Consider the following 18983-nt stretch of genomic DNA (forward strand, 5'->3'; position numbering starts at 1 on the left):
GTTAAGACCGTTTACTAATTTCGTCTCTAATTTTTGCTGCCAATTCATAATTTTCATTAGCAACTGCTTTGTCTAACTCTTGATTTAGCTCTGTTATAGATTTTTCTGCATAAGAATCTGATTTATCTACTTCTAAAATTGTATCAATTTCTGATGTAATTTCATCTTCAGCATCATCTGTTAAACCTAATTCTTCTTCAATTTTTAAATAAACACCTGCTTTGTCTAAAATGTTTTCGTAGGTATAAATTGGTGCTTGAAAACGTACTGCAATTGCAATTGCATCTGATGTTCTTGCATCTATAACTTCTTGTTCTCCGTCTTTTTCGCAAATTAAACTAGAAAAGAAAACACCGTCTACTAATTTATGAATAATTACCTCTTTTATTTCTATTTGAAATCTATCTGAAAAGGTTTTAAACAAATCGTGTGTTAATGGTCTAGGTGGTCTTATTTCTTTTTCTAAAGCTATGGCTATAGATTGTGCTTCAAAGGCTCCAATAATTATTGGTAAAGTTCTACTTCCTTCCATTTCACTTAAAACTAATGCGTATGCACCAGTTTGTGTTTGGCTGTAAGAAATTCCTTTTATGGTTAGTTTTATTAAACTCATATATCTTTCTGCGGGAAATAAAATTAGCTTTTTTTAAAATTATTTTAGGCTAATTTTTAAGGGCACAATTTACTAAAAAATTAGATAGTGAAAACAGTTATTTTTTATACTTTACTTTTTTAGTTATAATAAAGCCTGCCTGAAGGATAGAGCTATTGTTTGAGCTCTTTTGTTTTGTGAAATAAAATGGAACAAAACAAAAAGCGAGTAGCGAAAGCCTGACGAAATTATGATTTTAGAAATTGTTTAATTTAAAAAAACCTATCAAAACAATAAATTCTGATAGGTTTTTGAAATGCTATTACTTCATAATTTGGGCACGCCCAAACTATTTTTAAGCAGCTTTAAACGCTTTTAATTTTTCTATTAATTTAGGTACAACTTCAAAAGCATCTCCTACAACTCCGTAATCTGCTGCCTTAAAAAATGGTGCTTCTGGATCTGTGTTAATAACTACTTTTACTTTAGATGCATTTATACCTGCCAAATGCTGTATTGCACCAGAAATACCAATTGCAATATATAAATTAGAAGCAACTGGTTTACCTGTTTGCCCAACATGCTCTCCGTGAGGTCTCCAACCTAAATCTGAAACTGGTTTAGAACAAGCTGTTGCAGCGCCTAAAACTTCTGCTAACTCTTCTACCATTCCCCAATTTTCTGGTCCTTTTAAACCTCTACCAGCAGAAACTACAGTATCTGCATCTGCAATTGTTACTTTACCGGTTACTCTTTCTATATTTTCTGATGTTACGCCTGATGCAGCAACTTCTGCATCAAAAGCCTCTACAGTTCCTTCTACTGCATTCTCATGTATACCAAAAGAATTTTTTGCTAAACCAATAACTTTTTTGTCTGTAGAAATTACAGTATTAGAAAATGCTTTGTTAGAAAATGCCTTTCTTTTTACTGTAAAAGGACTTGTACTAGATGGTGCAGCAACTACATTAGATGCATAACCTGCTTCTAAAGAAACGGCTACTAAAGGTGCTAAATACAAACCATCTATACTAGAATCTACAACTACAACAGATGCACTTTCTTTTGCTGCTGCTTGTTGTACTACTGCTGCATATTGTTTTGCATTAAATGTTGCTAAACTATCGTTAGAAACCGCTAAAACTTTTTCTGCACCATATTTATGTAATTCTGAAGAATCAGCAGCGTTTATTGTTAAAACAACAACATTTTCACCTAACTGTTCTGCAACTTTTTTTCCGTAAGAAACTACTTCAAAAGCAGTTTTCTTAAATTTTCCGTCTGTTGAATCGGCAAATACTAAAACTGACATATTTTTTATTTTTATATTTTCTAAAGCATTAAAGCGCTTAGAGAAAATGAATTTTTAATTATTTTTTTGATAAAATTTAGAATGTAAAACTTTTACCGAAACTTAAATAACTTTAGCCTCGTTGTGTAATAAGTTAATTAACTCATCTAAATTATCTGCATCTACTAATTTAACAGCTCCTTTTGGTGCTGGTTTTTCGTAAGTTTGAATATTTGTTGATGCATTTGCGCCAGTAGCTTCTACTACTTGTAATGGTTTTTTACGTGCCATCATAATTCCTCTCATGTTAGGAATACGCAAGTCTTTTTCTTCTACAATACCTTTTTGTCCACCAACTACTAATGGTAAAGTTGTTGCTAAAGATTCTGTACCACCATCAATTTCTCTTTTTGCATTTACGCTTGTACCGTCTACTTCCATCTCTACACAACCGTTAACAAAGTTAAAATCTATTAATGATGCTAACATTCCTGGTACCATTTGACCATTATAATCTGCAGATTCTTTACCTGCTAAAACTAAATCGAAACCACCGTTTTTTACAACTTCTGCTAATTCTTTAGCTACTAAAAACCCATCTGTTGGTTTTGCATTTATTCTAATAGCGTCATCTGCACCAATTGCCAAAGCTTTTCTTAGCGTTGGTTCTGTTTCTGCACCACCAACATTAACAACCGTTACTGTAGCACCTTGCTTTTCTTTAAACCACATTGCTCTTGTTAAACAAAATTCGTCATAAGGATTAATTACAAACTGCACACCGTTTTTATCAAACTCAGCATCATTATTTGTAAAATTAATTTTTGAAGTGGTATCAGGTACGTGACTAATACAAACTAATATTTTCATAAATTATAATTTTATATTCTTTTCTTGTTGACGAAATTACGGCTTTTTTTTAAAAAATACTATGCGTGCATAGTATTTTTTTATTTATTTATCAATTTAAGATAAATTGTTGTTTAGATTTTTAGCCTTTTCTAAAAAATACATGAGAATAAATGGAAGTATCATAGACAAATACGAAATATCAAATAAATTACCATGTATGTTTGCATAAAAACCTTCCTCAATTACATTTAATATAAAAGTAACAAACATTAATCCTGATAAAATATAGGTTGAAAACAAAAACACATCACTACTATTTTTAACTTTAAACGAAAAAACGAATGGAAGTAATAGAGAAATTAAGATTAAAATCTTTGGAGCATATCTGGTTTGATGATTAAACGGATTGTGTTCTTTTATGAATGTTAAACTTGGTAAGTCTATAAAAACAGGTAATGAAATAAAAATTAATGACATTAAAAAACATAAAATAAAAAGCAACTTCTTATAAGGTTTTACTTTTATAAATTCTGAAAACATAAATATGGTTAAGGGTATTGCGACAATACCTCTTGTTAATACTAAAAAAGCAGAAAAGAATGCAATTAAATAGGACTGTTTAAAAATATTATTCTTGAATTTTTGCTGCCAAATTGAAATAAAAAGAAGGACTAAAATACAATTACTCATCAAATCGCTTTTACCAATAACTTCCCAAAAATATGAAGGTGCTAACGTAAATAGTAAAAAAATAAAAACCTTTTCATCATTTTTAATTTTAGAAAGTATAATAAATATAGACAAAAACAAAAAAGTAAATGGTTGTAAAAAACCAACATCTCCTAACAAATAAAATGGCAACCCAACATAAAATAAACCTGGTAAGTTAGAGGTAGTATTGCCCAAATGATCTAAAATAGCATAAGGATATTTTCCTTCTAAAATACTTTTTATTAAAACCTCTAAAGCAGACCATCTATCCGTATTTAAGCTTAATCCGTCTACTTTTAAATTAATAAACATCAACAAGCAAAAAAAACACAAAGAAAAAGCAAACAAGATAAAATTCATTTTTTTAACATTGTTTAAAATTGCTTTTACTTTATTATACAGTAATAGACTAAAAATAATTAAAACAATATAAAATAGCATAAAAATAAAACTAGGTAACCCCTCTATTCTATTTGAATACTTTAAAACAAAAAGTGAATTTATAATTATATATACAATTAAAAAAAACTTTTTTTTACTAACAAAATCAATAAACATGTTCAAAATATAAAATTCTTCTATTTTTGATATAAAAGTACATTTTATTTACTCATAAATTCCTTACTTTTGCTTATCAAAAAACAAACAATAATTTAGATTCAATGAAGACAGTTCAATTTAGAGAGGCAATTTGTGAAGCCATGAGCGAAGAAATGCGCAGAGATGAAAGCATTTACTTAATGGGTGAAGAAGTTGCAGAATATAATGGAGCTTATAAAGCTAGTAAAGGAATGTTAGACGAGTTTGGTGCAAAAAGAGTTATAGATACTCCTATTGCAGAACTTGGTTTTGCAGGTATTGCAATTGGTTCTGCTATGAATGGCAATAGACCTATTGTAGAATACATGACTTTTAACTTCTCTTTAGTTGGTATTGATCAAATTATTAACAACGCAGCAAAAATTAGACAAATGTCTGGTGGGCAATTCAATTGTCCTATTGTTTTTAGAGGACCAACTGCATCTGCAGGTCAATTAGGAGCAACACACTCTCAAGCATTTGAAAACTGGTTTGCAAACACACCTGGTTTAAAAGTTATTGTACCATCTAACCCATACGACGCTAAAGGATTATTAAAAGCAGCTATTAGAGATGATGATCCGGTAATTTTTATGGAGTCTGAACAAATGTATGGTGATAAGATGGAAATTCCGGAAGGAGAGTACATTATACCTATTGGTGTTGCGGACATTAAAAGAGAAGGTACAGATGTAACTATTGTTTCTTTTGGTAAAATTATTAAAGAAGCTTACAAAGCTGCAGACGAATTAGCAAAAGACAATATTTCTGTTGAAATTATAGATTTAAGAACTGTGCGCCCAATGGATCACGCAGCTATTTTAACTTCTGTAAAGAAAACAAATAGATTGGTAGTGTTAGAAGAAGCGTGGCCATTTGCAAGTGTAGCGTCAGAAATTACATATAGAATTCAAAACGAAGCATTCGATTATTTAGATGCTCCAATCAAAAGAATAACTACTGCAGATGCACCAGCACCTTACTCTCCGGTTTTATTCGAAAAATGGATTCCGAATGCACAAGATGTTATAAAAGCAGTAAAAGAAGTAATGTATATTTAATACATAATTTTACATAAATTTTAAAAATCCTTTTTTCTTAGTTTGAAAAAAGGATTTTTAAATTCTAGATAAGTTCGAAAACCATTGCGCAAATACACTATAAAATATATTGAAAAACTTATAAGATTTACTACTTTTGCAATAAGTTTAAAAGATAAATAAGAAATTTATGAGTTCAGAAGATAAGAAGACTTTTGATGTTTTAATAGAGATACCTAAAGGAAGTAGAAATAAATATGAGTATGATTTTGATTTAAATAAGATTCGTTTTGATAGAATGTTATTTTCTTCTATGATGTACCCTGCAGATTATGGTTTTGTACCAGAAACTTTAGCTTTAGATGATGATCCGTTAGATGTATTAGTATTAGGTCACGAGCCAACTTTTCCTATGTGTGTTATCGAAGTAAAACCAATTGGTGTATTTCATATGACTGACGAAAAAGGACCAGATGAAAAAATTATTTGTGTGCCAATTTCAGATCCTATCTGGAACAATAAAAGTGATATTTCTGACTTAAATCCTCATAGATTAAAAGAAATAGAACATTTCTTTAAAGTTTATAAAGATTTAGAAAAGAAAAAAGTAGATGTTGGTGGATGGGGAGATGCTAAAGAGGCTTACCAAATATTCTCTGAATCTGTAAAAAGATATGAAGAAAGCGACTACAAAAAAGTAGATCAATTTAAAATCTAAATACATGTTATAAGTATTTTAAAACTCTTTAAATAATTTTAAAGAGTTTTTTTTTGTTTCAAACTTTATTCCAAGTCATATTTTTATCATATTACCACAAATCAATTATTCAGAATAACTATCAAAAAAATTACATAATCCTTTATTTTAAGCCTATTTTATGTGAAATTTATTTTTTTATACACTTTAAATTGAATTTATTACATTTACAATCATTTTTTAACTAATCAAATAAATTTAATATATGGAATCACTAATGATTTGGATGCCGATTGCAATGGCAGTATTAGGTTTAATCTACATGTGGATTAAACAAACTTGGGTAATGAAACAAGATGCAGGAGACGGTAAAATGAAAGAAATTTCTGATTACATTTATGAAGGTGCGCTTGCTTTTCTAAGCGCAGAATATAAGCTATTAGCAATTTTTGTAGTTATTGTTAGTATTGCACTAGCAGCAGTTTCTTTTATTGTACCAACCACTCACATCTTAATTGTTGTTGCTTTTATATTTGGTGCTGTTTTTTCTGCTTTTGCAGGTAATATCGGTATGAAAATAGCTACAAAAACAAATGTTAGAACTACACAAGCAGCCAGAACAAGTTTACCAAATGCATTAAAAATTTCTTTTGGCGGTGGTACTGTTATGGGACTTGGTGTTGCAGGTTTGGCTGTATTAGGCTTAACTGCTTTCTTTATTGTTTTTTATCAAAAATTTATGGGCGGAGTCTGGACTTCTACCACCGATATGACAATTGTTCTAGAAACTTTAGCTGGTTTTTCTTTAGGTGCAGAATCGATTGCTCTTTTTGCTAGAGTTGGTGGCGGAATCTACACAAAAGCTGCAGATGTTGGTGCAGATTTAGTAGGTAAAGTAGAAGCAGGAATACCCGAAGATGATCCTAGAAACCCAGCAACTATTGCAGATAATGTTGGTGATAATGTTGGTGATGTTGCAGGTATGGGAGCCGATTTATTTGGTTCTTACGTTGCTACCGTATTGGCAGCAATGGTTTTAGGTAATTATGTTATTAAAGATATGGGCGGAAGTATAAACGACGCTTTTGGAGGAATTGGCCCTATTTTATTACCAATGGCAATTGCAGGTGCTGGAATTATAATTTCTATTATCGGTACAATGTTGGTAAAAATTAGTGATAACAACGCTAAAGAATCTCAAGTTATGGGAGCTTTAAATAAAGGAAATTGGACTTCTATTATTTTAGTTGGTCTTTCTTGTTTTGGTTTAGTTACTTGGATGCTACCAGAAACTATGACTATGGAGTTTTTTGGTGAAGGTCTACAAGAAATTTCTTCTATGAGAGTGTTTTACGCAACTTTAGTAGGTTTAATTGTAGGTGCAGTAATCTCATCTGTAACCGAATATTATACCGGTCTAGGAAAATCTCCTATTCTTAAAATTGTGCAACAATCTTCTACAGGTGCAGGTACAAATATTATTGCAGGTTTAGCAACAGGTATGATTTCAACTTTTCCTTCAGTATTATTATTTGCTGGTGCAATTTGGGCTTCTTATGCTTTTGCTGGTTTTTATGGAGTCGCATTAGCTGCTTCTGCAATGATGGCAACTACAGCTATGCAATTAGCTATTGATGCATTCGGGCCAATTTCTGATAATGCAGGTGGTATTGCAGAAATGAGCGAGCAAGAACCAATTGTAAGAGAGCGTACAGATATTTTAGATTCTGTAGGTAATACAACAGCTGCAACAGGAAAAGGTTTTGCGATTGCTTCTGCCGCTTTAACTTCTTTAGCGCTTTTTGCTGCGTATGTAACATTTACAGGAATAGACGGAATTAACATTTTCAAAGCTCCGGTTTTAGCAATGTTATTTGTTGGCGGTATGGTACCAGTTGTTTTTTCTGCTTTGGCAATGAATGCCGTAGGTAAAGCTGCTATGGAAATGGTACAAGAGGTTCGTAGACAATTTAGAGATATTGCAGGTATTATGGAAGGCACAGGAAAACCAGAATATGATAAATGTGTAGCAATATCTACACAAGCGTCTTTAAAAGAAATGATGTTACCAGGATTATTAACTATTGGTTTCCCTTTAGTAATAGCATTTCTTCCTTTGGCTTTTGGTATGGATAAATTAGCTATCGCAGAAATGTTAGGTGGTTATATGGCAGGTGTAACAGTTTCTGGAGTTTTATGGGCAATTTTTCAAAATAATGCTGGTGGAGCTTGGGATAATGCAAAAAAATCTTTTGAAGCTGGTGTAGAAATTGATGGAGAAATGACGTATAAAGGTTCTGATGCACACAAAGCAGCTGTTACCGGTGATACTGTTGGAGATCCTTTTAAAGATACTTCTGGTCCGTCAATGAATATTTTAATTAAATTAACTTGTTTAATTGGTTTGGTTATAGCTCCTATTTTAGGTGGACATACTGAAAATAAAGTTCAAGGTAAAGAGGTTAAAAAAGAAATAATAATAAAGCAAAAAGACAATAAACTTGCAAAAGTTTCTAAAACTGAAACTGTAAACAAAAGTTATAACTTGAAATAAAATACTTTAAAAATAAGAGCATAAAAAAAGCTGCATTAACTGCAGCTTTTTTTATCAATAATAAGATAAATTATTTCTTATAAATTACTTTGTAATCATCACCAATTTTTTGGTTTAAGTCTTCTATTGTTTTAAAATACTTATATCTTGTATTAAAAATTCTATCTGGTTTTTCACCAACAATATAATATTTTACATTTAAATCTGGCGCGTTTAATGTAATCTGATCTGAGATTCTCATCTTTTTATCATTTATAGATTGATCCATTTCTTCTAACATAGAAATAACAACTAAATTATTGTTCATGGCTCTAATCTCTTTAATGTCAATCTTGTGCTCTTTATCTGTAACTTCTACTTCTACCATTAAAGTTTGCTCTTCCTTTTCTAACGTATCATCATCATTTGGCATATCTACGTCTACATAAGGCACTTCTACCTCTGTTTCTTCCATTACCACCACTACTTTAGGCACTTTTACAGTTTTAGTAGTTGTACCTACGTTTACATCTGCCCAATCTACATCAAAAGATGGTAATTGTCCTGCTTCTGTATCTACATCAATATCTACATCTGGTAATTTAGTTTTTTTCGTTTGATCTACATCACAGCTATACAATACAGTTGCTGCCATTATTGTCATAATAATTTTTTTCATAATATTTAAAATTTTGGTTAAACTTAATATGCTCTTTATAAAAGCACATGCCAAAACTAAAGGTATTTAACAGTTCTTATTAGCTCAAAAAAAAATCTTCTTAACTCAAATAATAGTAAGAAAATTCATTACTTCCTCTATACAATTAGTATTTTTGTTTGAACCTAATTAATTTATAAACCCTAATAATACATGTCACTTTTCAGTAAAGATCCTTTACAAATAATTGTTTTTAATAGTTATGGTAGCGATACACATTTTTATGTTAGAGGTAGAGCTTTACAAGATGAAAATATCAACCTAGAAAAAAACAATATTTTTAGTTTGTTTGTAAATACCTGGAAACGCTTTGAAAGTGATGAAGTTCGAAATACAGCCTTAACAATTCAATTACCAAATAACCATAAAATTGAAACTAAAACAGATAATAAAGGTTATTTTGAAGTTTCTGAGACCTTAAATAATTTAACTAGTTTAACTGATACCGAAGGGTGGTTAAACTTTGAAATTTCGTTTACCGATACTAATATCAACAGAAAAATTACCAAAAACAATAGATTTTTAGGTAAAATGTTGATACCTAAATTGACAGTAGACTACGGAATTATAAGCGATATAGACGACACCATTTTACATACAGGCGTTATTTCTAGAATGAAATGGCGTGTACTTATAAATACATTTTTTGTTTCGCCTTTAAAAAGGAAAGCGCTTGTTGGTGCTGCAGAATTTTACAACTTGTTACATCTTGGTAAATCTGGCAAAAACGCAAACCCTTTGTTTTATGTTAGTCATAGTCCTTGGAATTTATATCGATATTTAGACTTTTTTCTTGAAAAAAATAATTTTACGGAAGGAGCTGTTTTGCTAAGAACTGCGGGTAGTCTTTTTAAGAAAAAAACTATTGAAGAAAAACCACAAAAACAAAACGAAATTAGAAATATTCTTAACACTTATAACGATTTAAAATTTATCTTAATAGGAGATGCGGGTGAACATGATGCTGATATTTATATGGAAATTACTAAAAATTATCCCAATAAAATAAAAGCTATTTATTTAAGAAGTGTGCTACACAGTAAAAAAATGGAACGCATTAAGTTATTGATAGAGAATTATAATGACACCGAATTTTTTATTGTTGATTCTTCTAAAGAAGCTATAGAACATGCAAAAAAACATCATTTTATTGCATAAAAAAAACTGTTTAAATTTAATTAAACAGTTTATTTATATATAAAGTTTTAGTTTTATCTTTTTAATCCGCCTCTAATTAAAGAAAGCACAAATAATACTAAAAATACAAAAAATAATATTTTAGCAATTCCTGCAGAAGCTCCTGCAATTCCTCCAAATCCTAATACAGCAGCAATTAATGCAATTACTACAAATGTGATTGTCCAACGTAACATAATTTTAAAGTTTTAATGGTTAATATATAAATAGATATTCCTATTTCTTACACTACAAATTTACTTGGTTTATAGTGCTTTACTTAACTCTAATAGATTGATTATTAACTCTAACAGAACACAAGAAGTAACTCTAACAAAAAAAAAAAATGCTTTGCAGCATCTTTTTAGAGTTCTAACTAAAGTTTAAATCTTATGATATTTCTTCTAAAGATTTAATATTGTAAAGACCTGTTTCTATAGTAGCTTTTTGCGATTCTAACACATCTTTAGTACTACTTGGTAAACTTGTTTCTTTTAAAACATCATTATATTCTTCAATAGAAGCTTTCTCTCCTCGTATTGCTTCTTCTAACATAGACTCTTCGTCATCTAAAGAAAATAAAGATTTAACGTCCATCCAAGCTCTGTGAGCTGTTCCTGTTAAACTACCACCTTTATCTACATCTTGGTTAAAAGATTTGATTTCTTTTTTTAATTCGTGCCCAAAAGTATATCTTTCTTCTGCCTTTCTATTAAAGTATATTTTAAGAGAATTGTTCTCTATATTTTCTGCAGCTTTTTTAAATCCTTTTTCTGCATCGTATGTTTTCTCTAAAAGAGCATTTAATTTCTGTCCAACTTCTTGTGTGTAAGTATTCATTTTTCTATTTTTTTTAATGAACGCTCGTTTCGTTTTAAGATGCCAAACGCTTTACATCTATTTGATATTTCAAAATTAGCTCTTATCTAAAAGAACTATTAGTGCAAATACTTTTATAATTAACTCTATAAATTTTTAGAGTTTTTTTTGATATTTATACAGCTATGTTCTCTTTCATGTACTTTCTATAGCTAGTTGCCAAAGTAGTTTTTTCTTTTTCTGAAAAAACTTTACCTGATAATTGAAAAAACTGATGTTCTTCATCTTCTAGATGATGCTCTACTTTTTCTTTTAAATCTTTTGCTGTTTTTAACCATGCAGAAGAATCGTAGTCGGTTTCTTCTAATTTTTCTATCAACTCATCTATTTCATGATGTTCTGCAATACCGTGTCTTGCTTTTTCCTGCATCATATCATTAGTAATTAAAGGCTTGTAAAAATGACGTTCTTCTGCGTTTGCATGCACTTCTAACTCTTCTTTTAATTCTTTAAATAATTGATCTCTTAAGCTTGTGTCTCCAGAAGTATCAACTAATTTGTCTAAAAGTTCTCTTTGCTTGTCGTGGTCTATTCTTATTTCCTCGTAAATGTTCATGATATATTTTTTTTATTTGTTCAAATTTACAGCCGAAATCGAAAATTTTTTAGCTCTTTTCCTAAAAGTATTAATCGATATGATTTTTCTAAATAATTTTAAGTTATCTTTATAAGTAGAACATTTACAGTAACTTCAAGTATTTAATTATGATAACAATTGATATAATTGCGAACAGTCAGAAAGATTTACTTGAACAAATACAGCAAAAAATTGGCGGTTCTATTATAAATAATTGGAACGAAAGTATTCTAACCATAGACAATGAAAATGCTATAGGCACTTTACGATTTGTACCTTTTGATTGGGGCGTGAATCTACTAGATTTTGACATTACACTTCGAAAAGAGTTTGTTTTTAAAATCTTAGCGCAACCAGAGTTTAATCCTATCCGATTTTTATATCCTTCAGTTGGTTCTTTTAAACATCGATTTGGTGTAGACAATACAGAAAAAAAGGTAGAACAATTTCAATCTTTAATTTTCACAAATAAATCAGGCGGTTATAATTACCTACATTTCATCAAAAACGAACACTTAAATCTAAATTTAATAGAAATTGTAAGAAAACAATTTTTACAAAAGAGAACCTCTAACGTTTCTAGCCTAAACAAAAAATTATATGAAGTTTTTGTTGATACAGATCATGAAAATCGTTTTTCTAATTATGGTACGCTTAATTTAAAAATGGCCGATTTAATTAAGAAGCTCAAAAAAGTAAAAGGCAAAGGGATGCTTAGAATTCTTAAAATTGAAGCTGTAGTGTACGAAATATTGTCTTTACACATACAACAACATAATAGACTTTTAGCTGGTGTACCACTACCAACTTCTTTAGATAAAAGCGAATTAAAAATTATTAGAAAATTAAGTGTACTTATTTTAAAAAGACCAGAAAAAGATTATTCTTTAGAAGATTTATCTTTAAAATCTGGTTTAACGCAATCGAAATTACAAGATGGTTTTAAATTTTTATACAATAGAACAGTTACAGAATATATAAGACATGTTCGATTAGAATCTGCTAGAGATTTAATTAGAACTACAGATTTAAATATTTCTCAAATAGTATATTCAATCGGTTTTAGTAGCAGAAGTTATTTTTCTAAAATATTTAGAGAAAAATATGATATTACTCCTAATCAGTTTAAGAAAAAATTAACCGCAGTATTAGAGCAATAAAAAAACCTCAGCGCATTCACGCTGAGGTTCATCAATCAACCAACCACTTATTCGAATATTATAAAAACAATCGAATAACTTTGCTGTTATATTTTATTTAAAAATCTTTTTTATAAACACTAAAGCACTGTATTTACTTAAAAACTTTAGAGAACTACTTAAAATATTTAATGGCTTTAAGCTTTCTTCAAAATCATTTTTCACAACTTTTAGTTCTTCTAATGCGATGTCTCTTTCTAAAGCTAATTGCTTTAAGTCTCTATCAATTTCTTCGAAACTAGTATAGTTTTTCATAACTTTTATATTTAATTAAAAAATACATCAGACATTTTACTAATAACTTTTTTATCTAAAGTTTTTCTAAAAAGATAACAAAGCAATGCAACGACAATTATAATTCCTGCTACAGCTAAATACCCTAAAGCACTACTGTTAAAAAGTTCTCCTAATGCTATTGCTGCCGATATTGATAAGAAAACAAAGCCAATAAAAGCCAAACCTCCTATTAAAAGTATTTTAGCAATCATACCTATAGTTAAGGCAGATATTTGAAACGCTTTTAATTTTGCATGCTCGTAAGATTTTGAAACAAACTCTTTACCAGCATCTGTACCTTTGTCTGCAGAATTACTAAAACTTTTAAAAATGCTCATCTATTTAGACAGATTTTTGTAATTTTTTATTTTTCTCTTTTAACTCTTTCAGCTTTTTCTCTAAAGTAGTAATTACATCTTCTGCTTTATGACTAACGTTAGAAACTACATTTTCTAATTGCGTATCTAAAGTTTCTTTTTTGTCTGAAACAGTAGAAGAAACTTGACTTTGCAATTCGGAAGCTCTTTCTGTCATTTTGTCTTTTGCTGCAATCGCTTCTTCAGAAATTCTCTTTCTTGTTTTTTCTCCTTTATCTGGTGCAAATAAAATACCTAAGGTTGCCCCTATTACTGTACCTGCTAATAAACCTACTACTGTGTTGCTACTATTGCTCATATTTATTTTTTTTATGGTTAACTTTCTCTGTTGTTCTAATTATTGCAATTTCTGTACCATTATAAGTACACCGCAAAGATAATTTGAAAGAGTAGTTTACATTAACTCTATAACTTCAAATCTTGACTCAAACCAATTTTTAATTAAAAATATGCTTAAAAACGCAAAAAACACCTCAAAAAGAGGTGTTTTTATTAAAAAAATATGTTTTTTTTATCTAAAAAGCATAACGCTGTGGTCCTCCTCTTCGGATGTCTTCACTAGCTACATCTTCAAATTGTTTAAAGTTGTGTCTAAATGCATTAGATAATTTAAAAGCTGTTTTATAGTAGGCTTCATCATTGTTCCATGTAGCTCTCGGACTTAATAATTCCGTTGGTACACCAGGACAACTTCTAGGTTGCGCCACACCAAAAACAGAGTGAATATGATAATCTTCGTATGTGTAACTTCCTAAATCGCCGTTTAAAACAGCAGAAATCATTGCTCTTGTATATTTTAATGGCATTCTTCTACCAACACCATATTGTCCACCAGACCAACCTGTATTAATTAACCACACGTTTACACCTGCATCTTTCATCTTCTTACTAAGCATTTCTGCATATTTAGTTGGATGTAAAGGCATAAAAGGCGCACCAAAACACGCAGAAAAACTTGGTGTTGGTTCTGTTACACCTGCTTCTGTACCTGCAACTTTAGCTGTATAACCAGATATAAAGTGATATGCAGCTTGGTTAGGTGTTAATTTAGATATTGGAGGCAACACACCAAAAGCATCTGCCGTTAAAAAGAAAATATTTTTAGGATTTTTACCAATTGATGGTTTTTTAATATTTTCTATATGATAAATTGGATAACTAACTCTAGTATTTTGTGTTATTGATATGTCTGCAAAGTCTATTTCACCTTTATCGTCCATAATAACATTTTCTAAGATTGCTCCTTTTTTAATGGCTCCAAAAATTTCTGGTTCTTGCTCTTTAGAAAGGTTTATTACTTTGGCATAACAACCTCCTTCAAAGTTAAAAACAGAGTTTTCTGCAGTCCAACCGTGCTCATCATCACCAATTAAACTTCTATCTGGATCTGTAGAAAGTGTTGTTTTACCTGTACCAGATAATCCGAAGAAAATAGCCGTATCACCATCTTTACCAACGTTTGCAGAACAATGCATTGGTAAAGTGTTTTTATAAACTGGTAAGATAAAATTCAAAGCAGAAAAAATTCCTTTTTTAATTTCACCAGTATATCCTGTACCACCAATTAAAGCAATTTTTCTTGTAAAGTTTAAAATTGCAAAGTTATGCTGACGTGTACCATCTACCGCTGCATCTGCCATAAAACCAGGTGCATTAACAACTGTCCATTCTGCATCAAATGTTTTAAGTTCTTCTTCTGTAGGTCTTAAAAACATATTATGAGCAAACATATTACTCCAAGGATATTCGTTTACAACGCGAATATTTAATTTATAATCTTCGTCTGCACAAGCATAAGAATCTCTTACAAATAATTCTTTATCCGAAAGGTAATCGGTTACTTTGTTATAAAGTGCATCAAATTTATCAGCGTCAAATGGTAAGTTAATATCACTCCACCAAACTTGGTCTTTGGTAATATCATCTTTTACGATAAACCTATCTTTTGGTGATCTTCCTGTAAACTCTCCGGTATTAACCGCAATTGCGCCTAAAGAAGATTCTACACCTTGTTCTTTTTCTAAAGTTTCTGCATGCAGTTCATCCGAAGTTAATTGGTAACGAACAGTTGCATTTCTGATTCCTAAATTTTCTAACGAAATCGATTTCGTATTTAGATTTATCATTTCTATAATTTTAGTTGTGTTTCTATTATTACACGACAAAATTAAACAATATTTTTTTACAGAAAAGTTATTTACCTCTTTTTTATGAATATATTATTTATTTGATATTTTTTTTACGAATAGTGTAATCATTAAAATCCAACCAATTATAAAAAACAAACCACCCAATGGTGTTACAAACCAAATAGATTTTGCCGTAATTGAAGTTAAATTTATTGCATAAATAGAACCTGAAAAGAATAAAATTCCTAAAAAGAAAAATAAACTTATCTTATTTTTTTGAGAAATTGTAAATCCGTTATAAGTATTTACAAAAAGTAAAACTATTACATGATACATTTGATATCTAACCGCTGTTTCGAAACTAAGCAACTCTGTTGCAGATAAACTTTCTTTTAATGCATGCGCGCCGAAAGCACCTAAAACAATAGCCAAAGCACCAAGCACACTAGTAATAATTAAATTTTTAAACATTTTTAATGGTTTTTGTTTAATTTTAAACAATTAATGTATATTCGTATTACATACAAAAATACATCTTATTCCATGAAAAACATTCTAATTATTGGCGCAGGTAAATCTAGTTCTTCTCTTATAAAATATCTTTTAGACAAATCTGAACAAGAAAATATCTACATTACAATAGGTGATGTATCTGTTGATAATGCAAAAAAATTAATTGGAAAACAAAAGAATGCAAAAGCTATTCAATTGGATGTTTTTGATCAAGAAAATCGCTTAAAGTGTATTGAAAATGCAAATATTGTAATTTCTATGTTACCTGCAAGATTTCATATTGAAGTAGCAAAAGATTGTATCAAATTAAAAAAACATTTGGTAACCGCTTCTTATATATCCGAAGAAATGAAAGCCTTAGATTCTAAAGCAAAAGAAAATGGTTTGGTATTTATGAATGAAATTGGTGTAGACCCAGGAATTGATCACATGAGTGCAATGCAAGTTCTTGATAAATTAAGAGAAAAAAATGCCAAATTACTTTTATTTGAATCTTTTACAGGCGGATTAGTAGCACCAGAAAGCGACACTAACTTATGGAATTACAAATTTACTTGGAATCCGAGAAATGTAGTTTTAGCAGGACAAGGCGGTGCCGCAATGTTTATACAAGAAGGAACTTACAAATACATACCTTATCATAAATTATTTAGACGTACAGAGTTTTTAAAAATTAATGGAAGCGGAAATTTTGAAGCCTATGCTAACAGAGATTCTTTAAAATATAGAAATGTTTACGGTTTAGAAAACATACCAACAATGTACAGAGGCACCATTAGAAAAGTTGGTTTTTCTAGAGCATGGAATATTTTTGTGCAATTGGGTATGACAGATGATACATACATCATAGAAAATTCTGATAAAATGAGCTACAGAGATTTTGTAAATCTATTTTTAGCCTATTCACCTTCAGATTCTGTTGAACTAAAACTACGTTCTTATTTAAAAATTGATCAAGATGATATAATGTGGCAAAAATTAGTTGAGCTTGATCTTTTTAATCCTAAGAAAATTATTGGTTTAAAAAACGCAACCCCTGCACAAATGCTGCAAAAAATTTTAGAAGATTCTTGGACATTGCAAGAAGATGATAAAGACATGATTGTTATGCAACATTTATTTGGTTACGAATTAAACGGAGAAAAAAAACAAATAGAAAGTAGCTTGGTTGTTATTGGCGAAAATCAAAAATATACTGCTATGGCAAAAACCGTTGGTTTACCGGTTGCAATTGCTGCTTTAAAGATTTTAAAAGGCGAAATTAAAACTCCGGGAGTACAACTACCTATTTCTAAAGAAGTGTACGAGCCAATTTTAAAAGAATTAGAAAATTACGGAATAAAATTTAAAGAAAAAGAAGTGCCTTATTTAGGTTATAATCCAAATAACGTTATTGGCTAACATATAAATTTACATATTTAAATAAAAATCTTTTGTAAGATTTTTATAAGCTTCTGTATATTCATGTCGAGAGATTTCTATTGTTAAATTTTCTAACGAAAATTCTTTTTCAATAAAAGAAAACTCTAATAAACTTCTTTTAATTTCTGATGTTTCTGTGCCTTTAACTCGGCAAATTCTAGTAGGAAATAAATGATTTTTTTTTGCTAAATCAATAAAACTTGTTTCTTCTTTAAAAGGAATAATTACAGAAAAAACACCCGATTTAGATAAAATTTTTGCTGTATTACTTATTAAATCTTCAAATGATAAAGCCGATGTAAATCTAGCTTGATTTCTGGCATTGTCGTCGGTTTCGAAATTATCTGTATAAAATGGCGGGTTAGAAACTATAACATCATACTCTTCTTCCTCCTCCTCTATTTCGTCTGCAAATTCTTTAAAAGTTGCATTGTAACAATACAAACGGTCTGCCCAATCAGATTTTTCAAAATTATCTACACTTTGTTCGTAAGCACCTTCATCAATTTCTACAGCATCAATAGTCATTGCATCACAACGTTGTGCTATCATTAAAGAAATAACACCTGTACCAGAACCAACATCTAAAACAGTATCTGGATACTCACCTAAAGAACACCAAGCTCCTAATAAAACACCGTCTGTACCAATTTTCATGGCAGTTTTATCTTGATGCACCGTAAACTCTTTAAATCTAAATGGTTTTGACAAAATATTAGTTTTTTAAACTAAAAATTCTGTGTTTAATTACACAGAACTTTTTAAATAATTAAATTTTAAATATATATTTTTTTAGCAGAGAGAAAGGGATTCGAACCCTTGGTACCGTTACCAGCACACTACCTTTCCAGGGTAGCCTATTCGACCGCTCTAGCACCTCTCTTTTTATAGATAAAGCTCTATAAGTCCGTTAGGAGTTTCTACTTCTATAGTTTTATTTTCTCTATCAACTTTTTTAATAAAATCGTCTACCATTGGTATAAACACCTCGTTACCATCTCTATCGATTTCAAATAATGGTTGAGCAGCTTTGTCATTTATATGAACAATTGTACCGACTTCGCCAAAATTAGCATCAACCACTTTAAAACCTATTACTTCGTGGTAATAAAACTTATCTCCGGTTAGTTTTGGTAACATTGTTGTGGGTAAATAAACACCACATTTTAAAATTGAATCTGCCTCTTCTTCAGAGTAAACATCTTCAAACTGCACACGTAGTTGATTACCTTTATGTAGCGAGCTTTTATCAATAAAAAATGGAACCAGGTTTGTGCCAAATTCGACATAAACTGATTCCATATTTTTGTACAACTCGGGTTCGTCTGTATCTAACTTGATAACAACTTCACCCTTAAAACTATATTTTGTTACGATTCTGCCCAAATAAAAACAATCTTCTTTACGCATATTCGTATAACT

21 protein-coding genes and 1 tRNA gene are annotated in these 18983 nt (G+C 30.1%); 6 read left to right on the forward strand and 16 right to left on the reverse strand.

The window, feature by feature from the left end:
- Position 1: 1 nt before the first annotated feature.
- The 4 genes from WG950_RS06615 to WG950_RS06630 all read right to left on the reverse strand — a co-directional run bounded on the left by WG950_RS06615 (position 2) and on the right by WG950_RS06630 (position 3806).
- Positions 2-613 carry a bifunctional nuclease family protein gene (locus WG950_RS06615; RefSeq protein WP_079738180.1) on the reverse strand — a complete coding sequence of 204 codons (612 nt, stop codon included), beginning with the start codon at positions 611-613 and terminating at the stop codon, positions 2-4.
- Positions 614-947: 334 nt separating this feature from the next.
- The gene (locus WG950_RS06620; RefSeq protein WP_079738179.1) at positions 948-1904 is read right to left on the reverse strand and encodes an electron transfer flavoprotein subunit alpha/FixB family protein; all 957 of its coding nucleotides are present in this window, start codon (positions 1902-1904) and stop codon (positions 948-950) included.
- A 102-nt stretch (positions 1905-2006) separates the two neighbouring features.
- Positions 2007-2753 (reverse strand): electron transfer flavoprotein subunit beta/FixA family protein, encoded by a 747-nt coding sequence (locus WG950_RS06625; protein WP_340935039.1) that lies wholly within the window; start codon positions 2751-2753, stop codon positions 2007-2009.
- A gap of 96 nt (positions 2754-2849) precedes the next feature.
- Positions 2850-3806, reverse strand: a complete 957-nt coding sequence (locus WG950_RS06630) for a hypothetical protein (RefSeq protein WP_340935041.1) — start codon at positions 3804-3806, stop codon at positions 2850-2852.
- A gap of 239 nt (positions 3807-4045) precedes the next feature.
- Between WG950_RS06630 and WG950_RS06635 the strand changes: the two genes are divergently transcribed.
- The 3 genes from WG950_RS06635 to WG950_RS06645 all read left to right on the forward strand — a co-directional run bounded on the left by WG950_RS06635 (position 4046) and on the right by WG950_RS06645 (position 8316).
- Complete coding sequence (locus WG950_RS06635) at positions 4046-5086, forward strand: pyruvate dehydrogenase complex E1 component subunit beta (RefSeq protein WP_302849550.1); 1041 nt, start codon at positions 4046-4048, stop codon at positions 5084-5086.
- Between the two features lie 169 nt (positions 5087-5255).
- Positions 5256-5783, forward strand: coding sequence for an inorganic diphosphatase (locus WG950_RS06640; RefSeq protein ID WP_340935043.1), 528 nt, complete (start codon positions 5256-5258; stop codon positions 5781-5783).
- A gap of 244 nt (positions 5784-6027) precedes the next feature.
- Positions 6028-8316 carry a sodium-translocating pyrophosphatase gene (locus WG950_RS06645; protein WP_340935045.1) on the forward strand — a complete coding sequence of 763 codons (2289 nt, stop codon included), beginning with the start codon at positions 6028-6030 and terminating at the stop codon, positions 8314-8316.
- A gap of 70 nt (positions 8317-8386) precedes the next feature.
- Here the strand turns inward: WG950_RS06645 and WG950_RS06650 are convergent, their stop codons facing one another.
- Positions 8387-8974 (reverse strand): hypothetical protein, encoded by a 588-nt coding sequence (locus WG950_RS06650; RefSeq protein ID WP_079738176.1) that lies wholly within the window; start codon positions 8972-8974, stop codon positions 8387-8389.
- 192 nt (positions 8975-9166) lie between these two features.
- Here WG950_RS06650 and WG950_RS06655 point away from each other — a divergent pair, with 192 nt between their 5' ends.
- Positions 9167-10171, forward strand: a complete 1005-nt coding sequence (locus WG950_RS06655; RefSeq protein WP_340935048.1) for an App1 family protein — start codon at positions 9167-9169, stop codon at positions 10169-10171.
- A gap of 53 nt (positions 10172-10224) precedes the next feature.
- Here the strand turns inward: WG950_RS06655 and WG950_RS06660 are convergent, their stop codons facing one another.
- The 3 genes from WG950_RS06660 to WG950_RS06670 form a co-directional block, all read right to left on the reverse strand.
- Positions 10225-10386 carry a DUF1328 domain-containing protein gene (locus WG950_RS06660; RefSeq protein ID WP_340935051.1) on the reverse strand — a complete coding sequence of 54 codons (162 nt, stop codon included), beginning with the start codon at positions 10384-10386 and terminating at the stop codon, positions 10225-10227.
- A gap of 193 nt (positions 10387-10579) precedes the next feature.
- The gene (locus tag WG950_RS06665) at positions 10580-11029 is read right to left on the reverse strand and encodes a ferritin-like domain-containing protein (RefSeq protein WP_077811152.1); all 450 of its coding nucleotides are present in this window, start codon (positions 11027-11029) and stop codon (positions 10580-10582) included.
- A gap of 154 nt (positions 11030-11183) precedes the next feature.
- A complete protein-coding gene (locus WG950_RS06670; RefSeq protein WP_340935054.1) occupies positions 11184-11624 on the reverse strand; it encodes a hemerythrin domain-containing protein in 441 nt (146 codons plus the stop codon).
- 149 nt (positions 11625-11773) lie between these two features.
- Between WG950_RS06670 and WG950_RS06675 the strand changes: the two genes are divergently transcribed.
- On the forward strand, positions 11774-12805 hold the full coding sequence (locus WG950_RS06675) for an AraC family transcriptional regulator (protein ID WP_340935056.1): 1032 nt from the start codon (positions 11774-11776) through the stop codon (positions 12803-12805).
- Positions 12806-12898: 93 nt separating this feature from the next.
- On the opposite strand, the gene WG950_RS06680 is transcribed toward WG950_RS06675, so the two are convergent.
- From WG950_RS06680 to WG950_RS06700, 5 genes are all read right to left on the reverse strand, one after another.
- Positions 12899-13099 (reverse strand): DUF6327 family protein, encoded by a 201-nt coding sequence (locus WG950_RS06680; RefSeq protein ID WP_340935057.1) that lies wholly within the window; start codon positions 13097-13099, stop codon positions 12899-12901.
- Positions 13100-13110: 11 nt separating this feature from the next.
- Entirely contained in the window at positions 13111-13458 is a 348-nt protein-coding gene (locus tag WG950_RS06685; RefSeq protein WP_340935059.1) for a hypothetical protein, read from the reverse strand.
- A gap of 4 nt (positions 13459-13462) precedes the next feature.
- A complete protein-coding gene (locus tag WG950_RS06690) occupies positions 13463-13795 on the reverse strand; it encodes a YtxH domain-containing protein (protein ID WP_079738169.1) in 333 nt (110 codons plus the stop codon).
- 217 nt (positions 13796-14012) lie between these two features.
- The gene (gene pckA / locus WG950_RS06695) at positions 14013-15623 is read right to left on the reverse strand and encodes a phosphoenolpyruvate carboxykinase (ATP) (protein WP_077811147.1); all 1611 of its coding nucleotides are present in this window, start codon (positions 15621-15623) and stop codon (positions 14013-14015) included.
- 93 nt (positions 15624-15716) lie between these two features.
- A complete protein-coding gene (locus tag WG950_RS06700; RefSeq protein ID WP_340935062.1) occupies positions 15717-16097 on the reverse strand; it encodes a DUF423 domain-containing protein in 381 nt (126 codons plus the stop codon).
- A gap of 72 nt (positions 16098-16169) precedes the next feature.
- Here WG950_RS06700 and WG950_RS06705 point away from each other — a divergent pair, with 72 nt between their 5' ends.
- Entirely contained in the window at positions 16170-17540 is a 1371-nt protein-coding gene (locus WG950_RS06705; protein ID WP_340935064.1) for a saccharopine dehydrogenase family protein, read from the forward strand.
- A 9-nt stretch (positions 17541-17549) separates the two neighbouring features.
- Here the strand turns inward: WG950_RS06705 and WG950_RS06710 are convergent, their stop codons facing one another.
- The 3 genes from WG950_RS06710 to rimM form a co-directional block, all read right to left on the reverse strand.
- Positions 17550-18272 (reverse strand): tRNA1(Val) (adenine(37)-N6)-methyltransferase, encoded by a 723-nt coding sequence (locus WG950_RS06710; RefSeq protein ID WP_340935065.1) that lies wholly within the window; start codon positions 18270-18272, stop codon positions 17550-17552.
- An 85-nt stretch (positions 18273-18357) separates the two neighbouring features.
- Positions 18358-18444, reverse strand: a tRNA-Ser gene (locus WG950_RS06715).
- 2 nt (positions 18445-18446) lie between these two features.
- Positions 18447-18971: a ribosome maturation factor RimM gene (gene rimM / locus WG950_RS06720; RefSeq protein ID WP_340935067.1), complete on the reverse strand. Its 525-nt coding sequence runs from the start codon at positions 18969-18971 to the stop codon at positions 18447-18449.
- Positions 18972-18983 lie beyond the last annotated feature (12 nt).

The sequence above is a fragment of the Polaribacter marinaquae genome, from assembly GCF_038019025.1.
Lineage (GTDB): Bacteria > Bacteroidota > Bacteroidia > Flavobacteriales > Flavobacteriaceae > Polaribacter > Polaribacter marinaquae.

Coding starts and splice junctions, on each gene's coding strand:
- WG950_RS06615 (WP_079738180.1), bottom strand. CDS start 613: ATGAGTTTAATAAAACTAACCATAAAAGGAATTTCTTACAGCCAAACA.
- WG950_RS06620 (WP_079738179.1), bottom strand. CDS start 1,904: ATGTCAGTTTTAGTATTTGCCGATTCAACAGACGGAAAATTTAAGAAA.
- WG950_RS06625 (WP_340935039.1), bottom strand. CDS start 2,753: ATGAAAATATTAGTTTGTATTAGTCACGTACCTGATACCACTTCAAAA.
- WG950_RS06630 (WP_340935041.1), bottom strand. CDS start 3,806: ATGAATTTTATCTTGTTTGCTTTTTCTTTGTGTTTTTTTTGCTTGTTG.
- WG950_RS06640 (WP_340935043.1), top strand. CDS start 5,256: ATGAGTTCAGAAGATAAGAAGACTTTTGATGTTTTAATAGAGATACCT.
- WG950_RS06645 (WP_340935045.1), top strand. CDS start 6,028: ATGGAATCACTAATGATTTGGATGCCGATTGCAATGGCAGTATTAGGT.
- WG950_RS06650 (WP_079738176.1), bottom strand. CDS start 8,974: ATGAAAAAAATTATTATGACAATAATGGCAGCAACTGTATTGTATAGC.
- WG950_RS06655 (WP_340935048.1), top strand. CDS start 9,167: ATGTCACTTTTCAGTAAAGATCCTTTACAAATAATTGTTTTTAATAGT.
- WG950_RS06660 (WP_340935051.1), bottom strand. CDS start 10,386: ATGTTACGTTGGACAATCACATTTGTAGTAATTGCATTAATTGCTGCT.
- WG950_RS06665 (WP_077811152.1), bottom strand. CDS start 11,029: ATGAATACTTACACACAAGAAGTTGGACAGAAATTAAATGCTCTTTTA.
- WG950_RS06670 (WP_340935054.1), bottom strand. CDS start 11,624: ATGAACATTTACGAGGAAATAAGAATAGACCACGACAAGCAAAGAGAA.
- WG950_RS06675 (WP_340935056.1), top strand. CDS start 11,774: ATGATAACAATTGATATAATTGCGAACAGTCAGAAAGATTTACTTGAA.
- WG950_RS06680 (WP_340935057.1), bottom strand. CDS start 13,099: ATGAAAAACTATACTAGTTTCGAAGAAATTGATAGAGACTTAAAGCAA.
- WG950_RS06685 (WP_340935059.1), bottom strand. CDS start 13,458: ATGAGCATTTTTAAAAGTTTTAGTAATTCTGCAGACAAAGGTACAGAT.
- WG950_RS06690 (WP_079738169.1), bottom strand. CDS start 13,795: ATGAGCAATAGTAGCAACACAGTAGTAGGTTTATTAGCAGGTACAGTA.
- pckA (WP_077811147.1), bottom strand. CDS start 15,623: ATGATAAATCTAAATACGAAATCGATTTCGTTAGAAAATTTAGGAATC.
- WG950_RS06700 (WP_340935062.1), bottom strand. CDS start 16,097: ATGTTTAAAAATTTAATTATTACTAGTGTGCTTGGTGCTTTGGCTATT.
- WG950_RS06705 (WP_340935064.1), top strand. CDS start 16,170: ATGAAAAACATTCTAATTATTGGCGCAGGTAAATCTAGTTCTTCTCTT.
- rimM (WP_340935067.1), bottom strand. CDS start 18,971: ATGCGTAAAGAAGATTGTTTTTATTTGGGCAGAATCGTAACAAAATAT.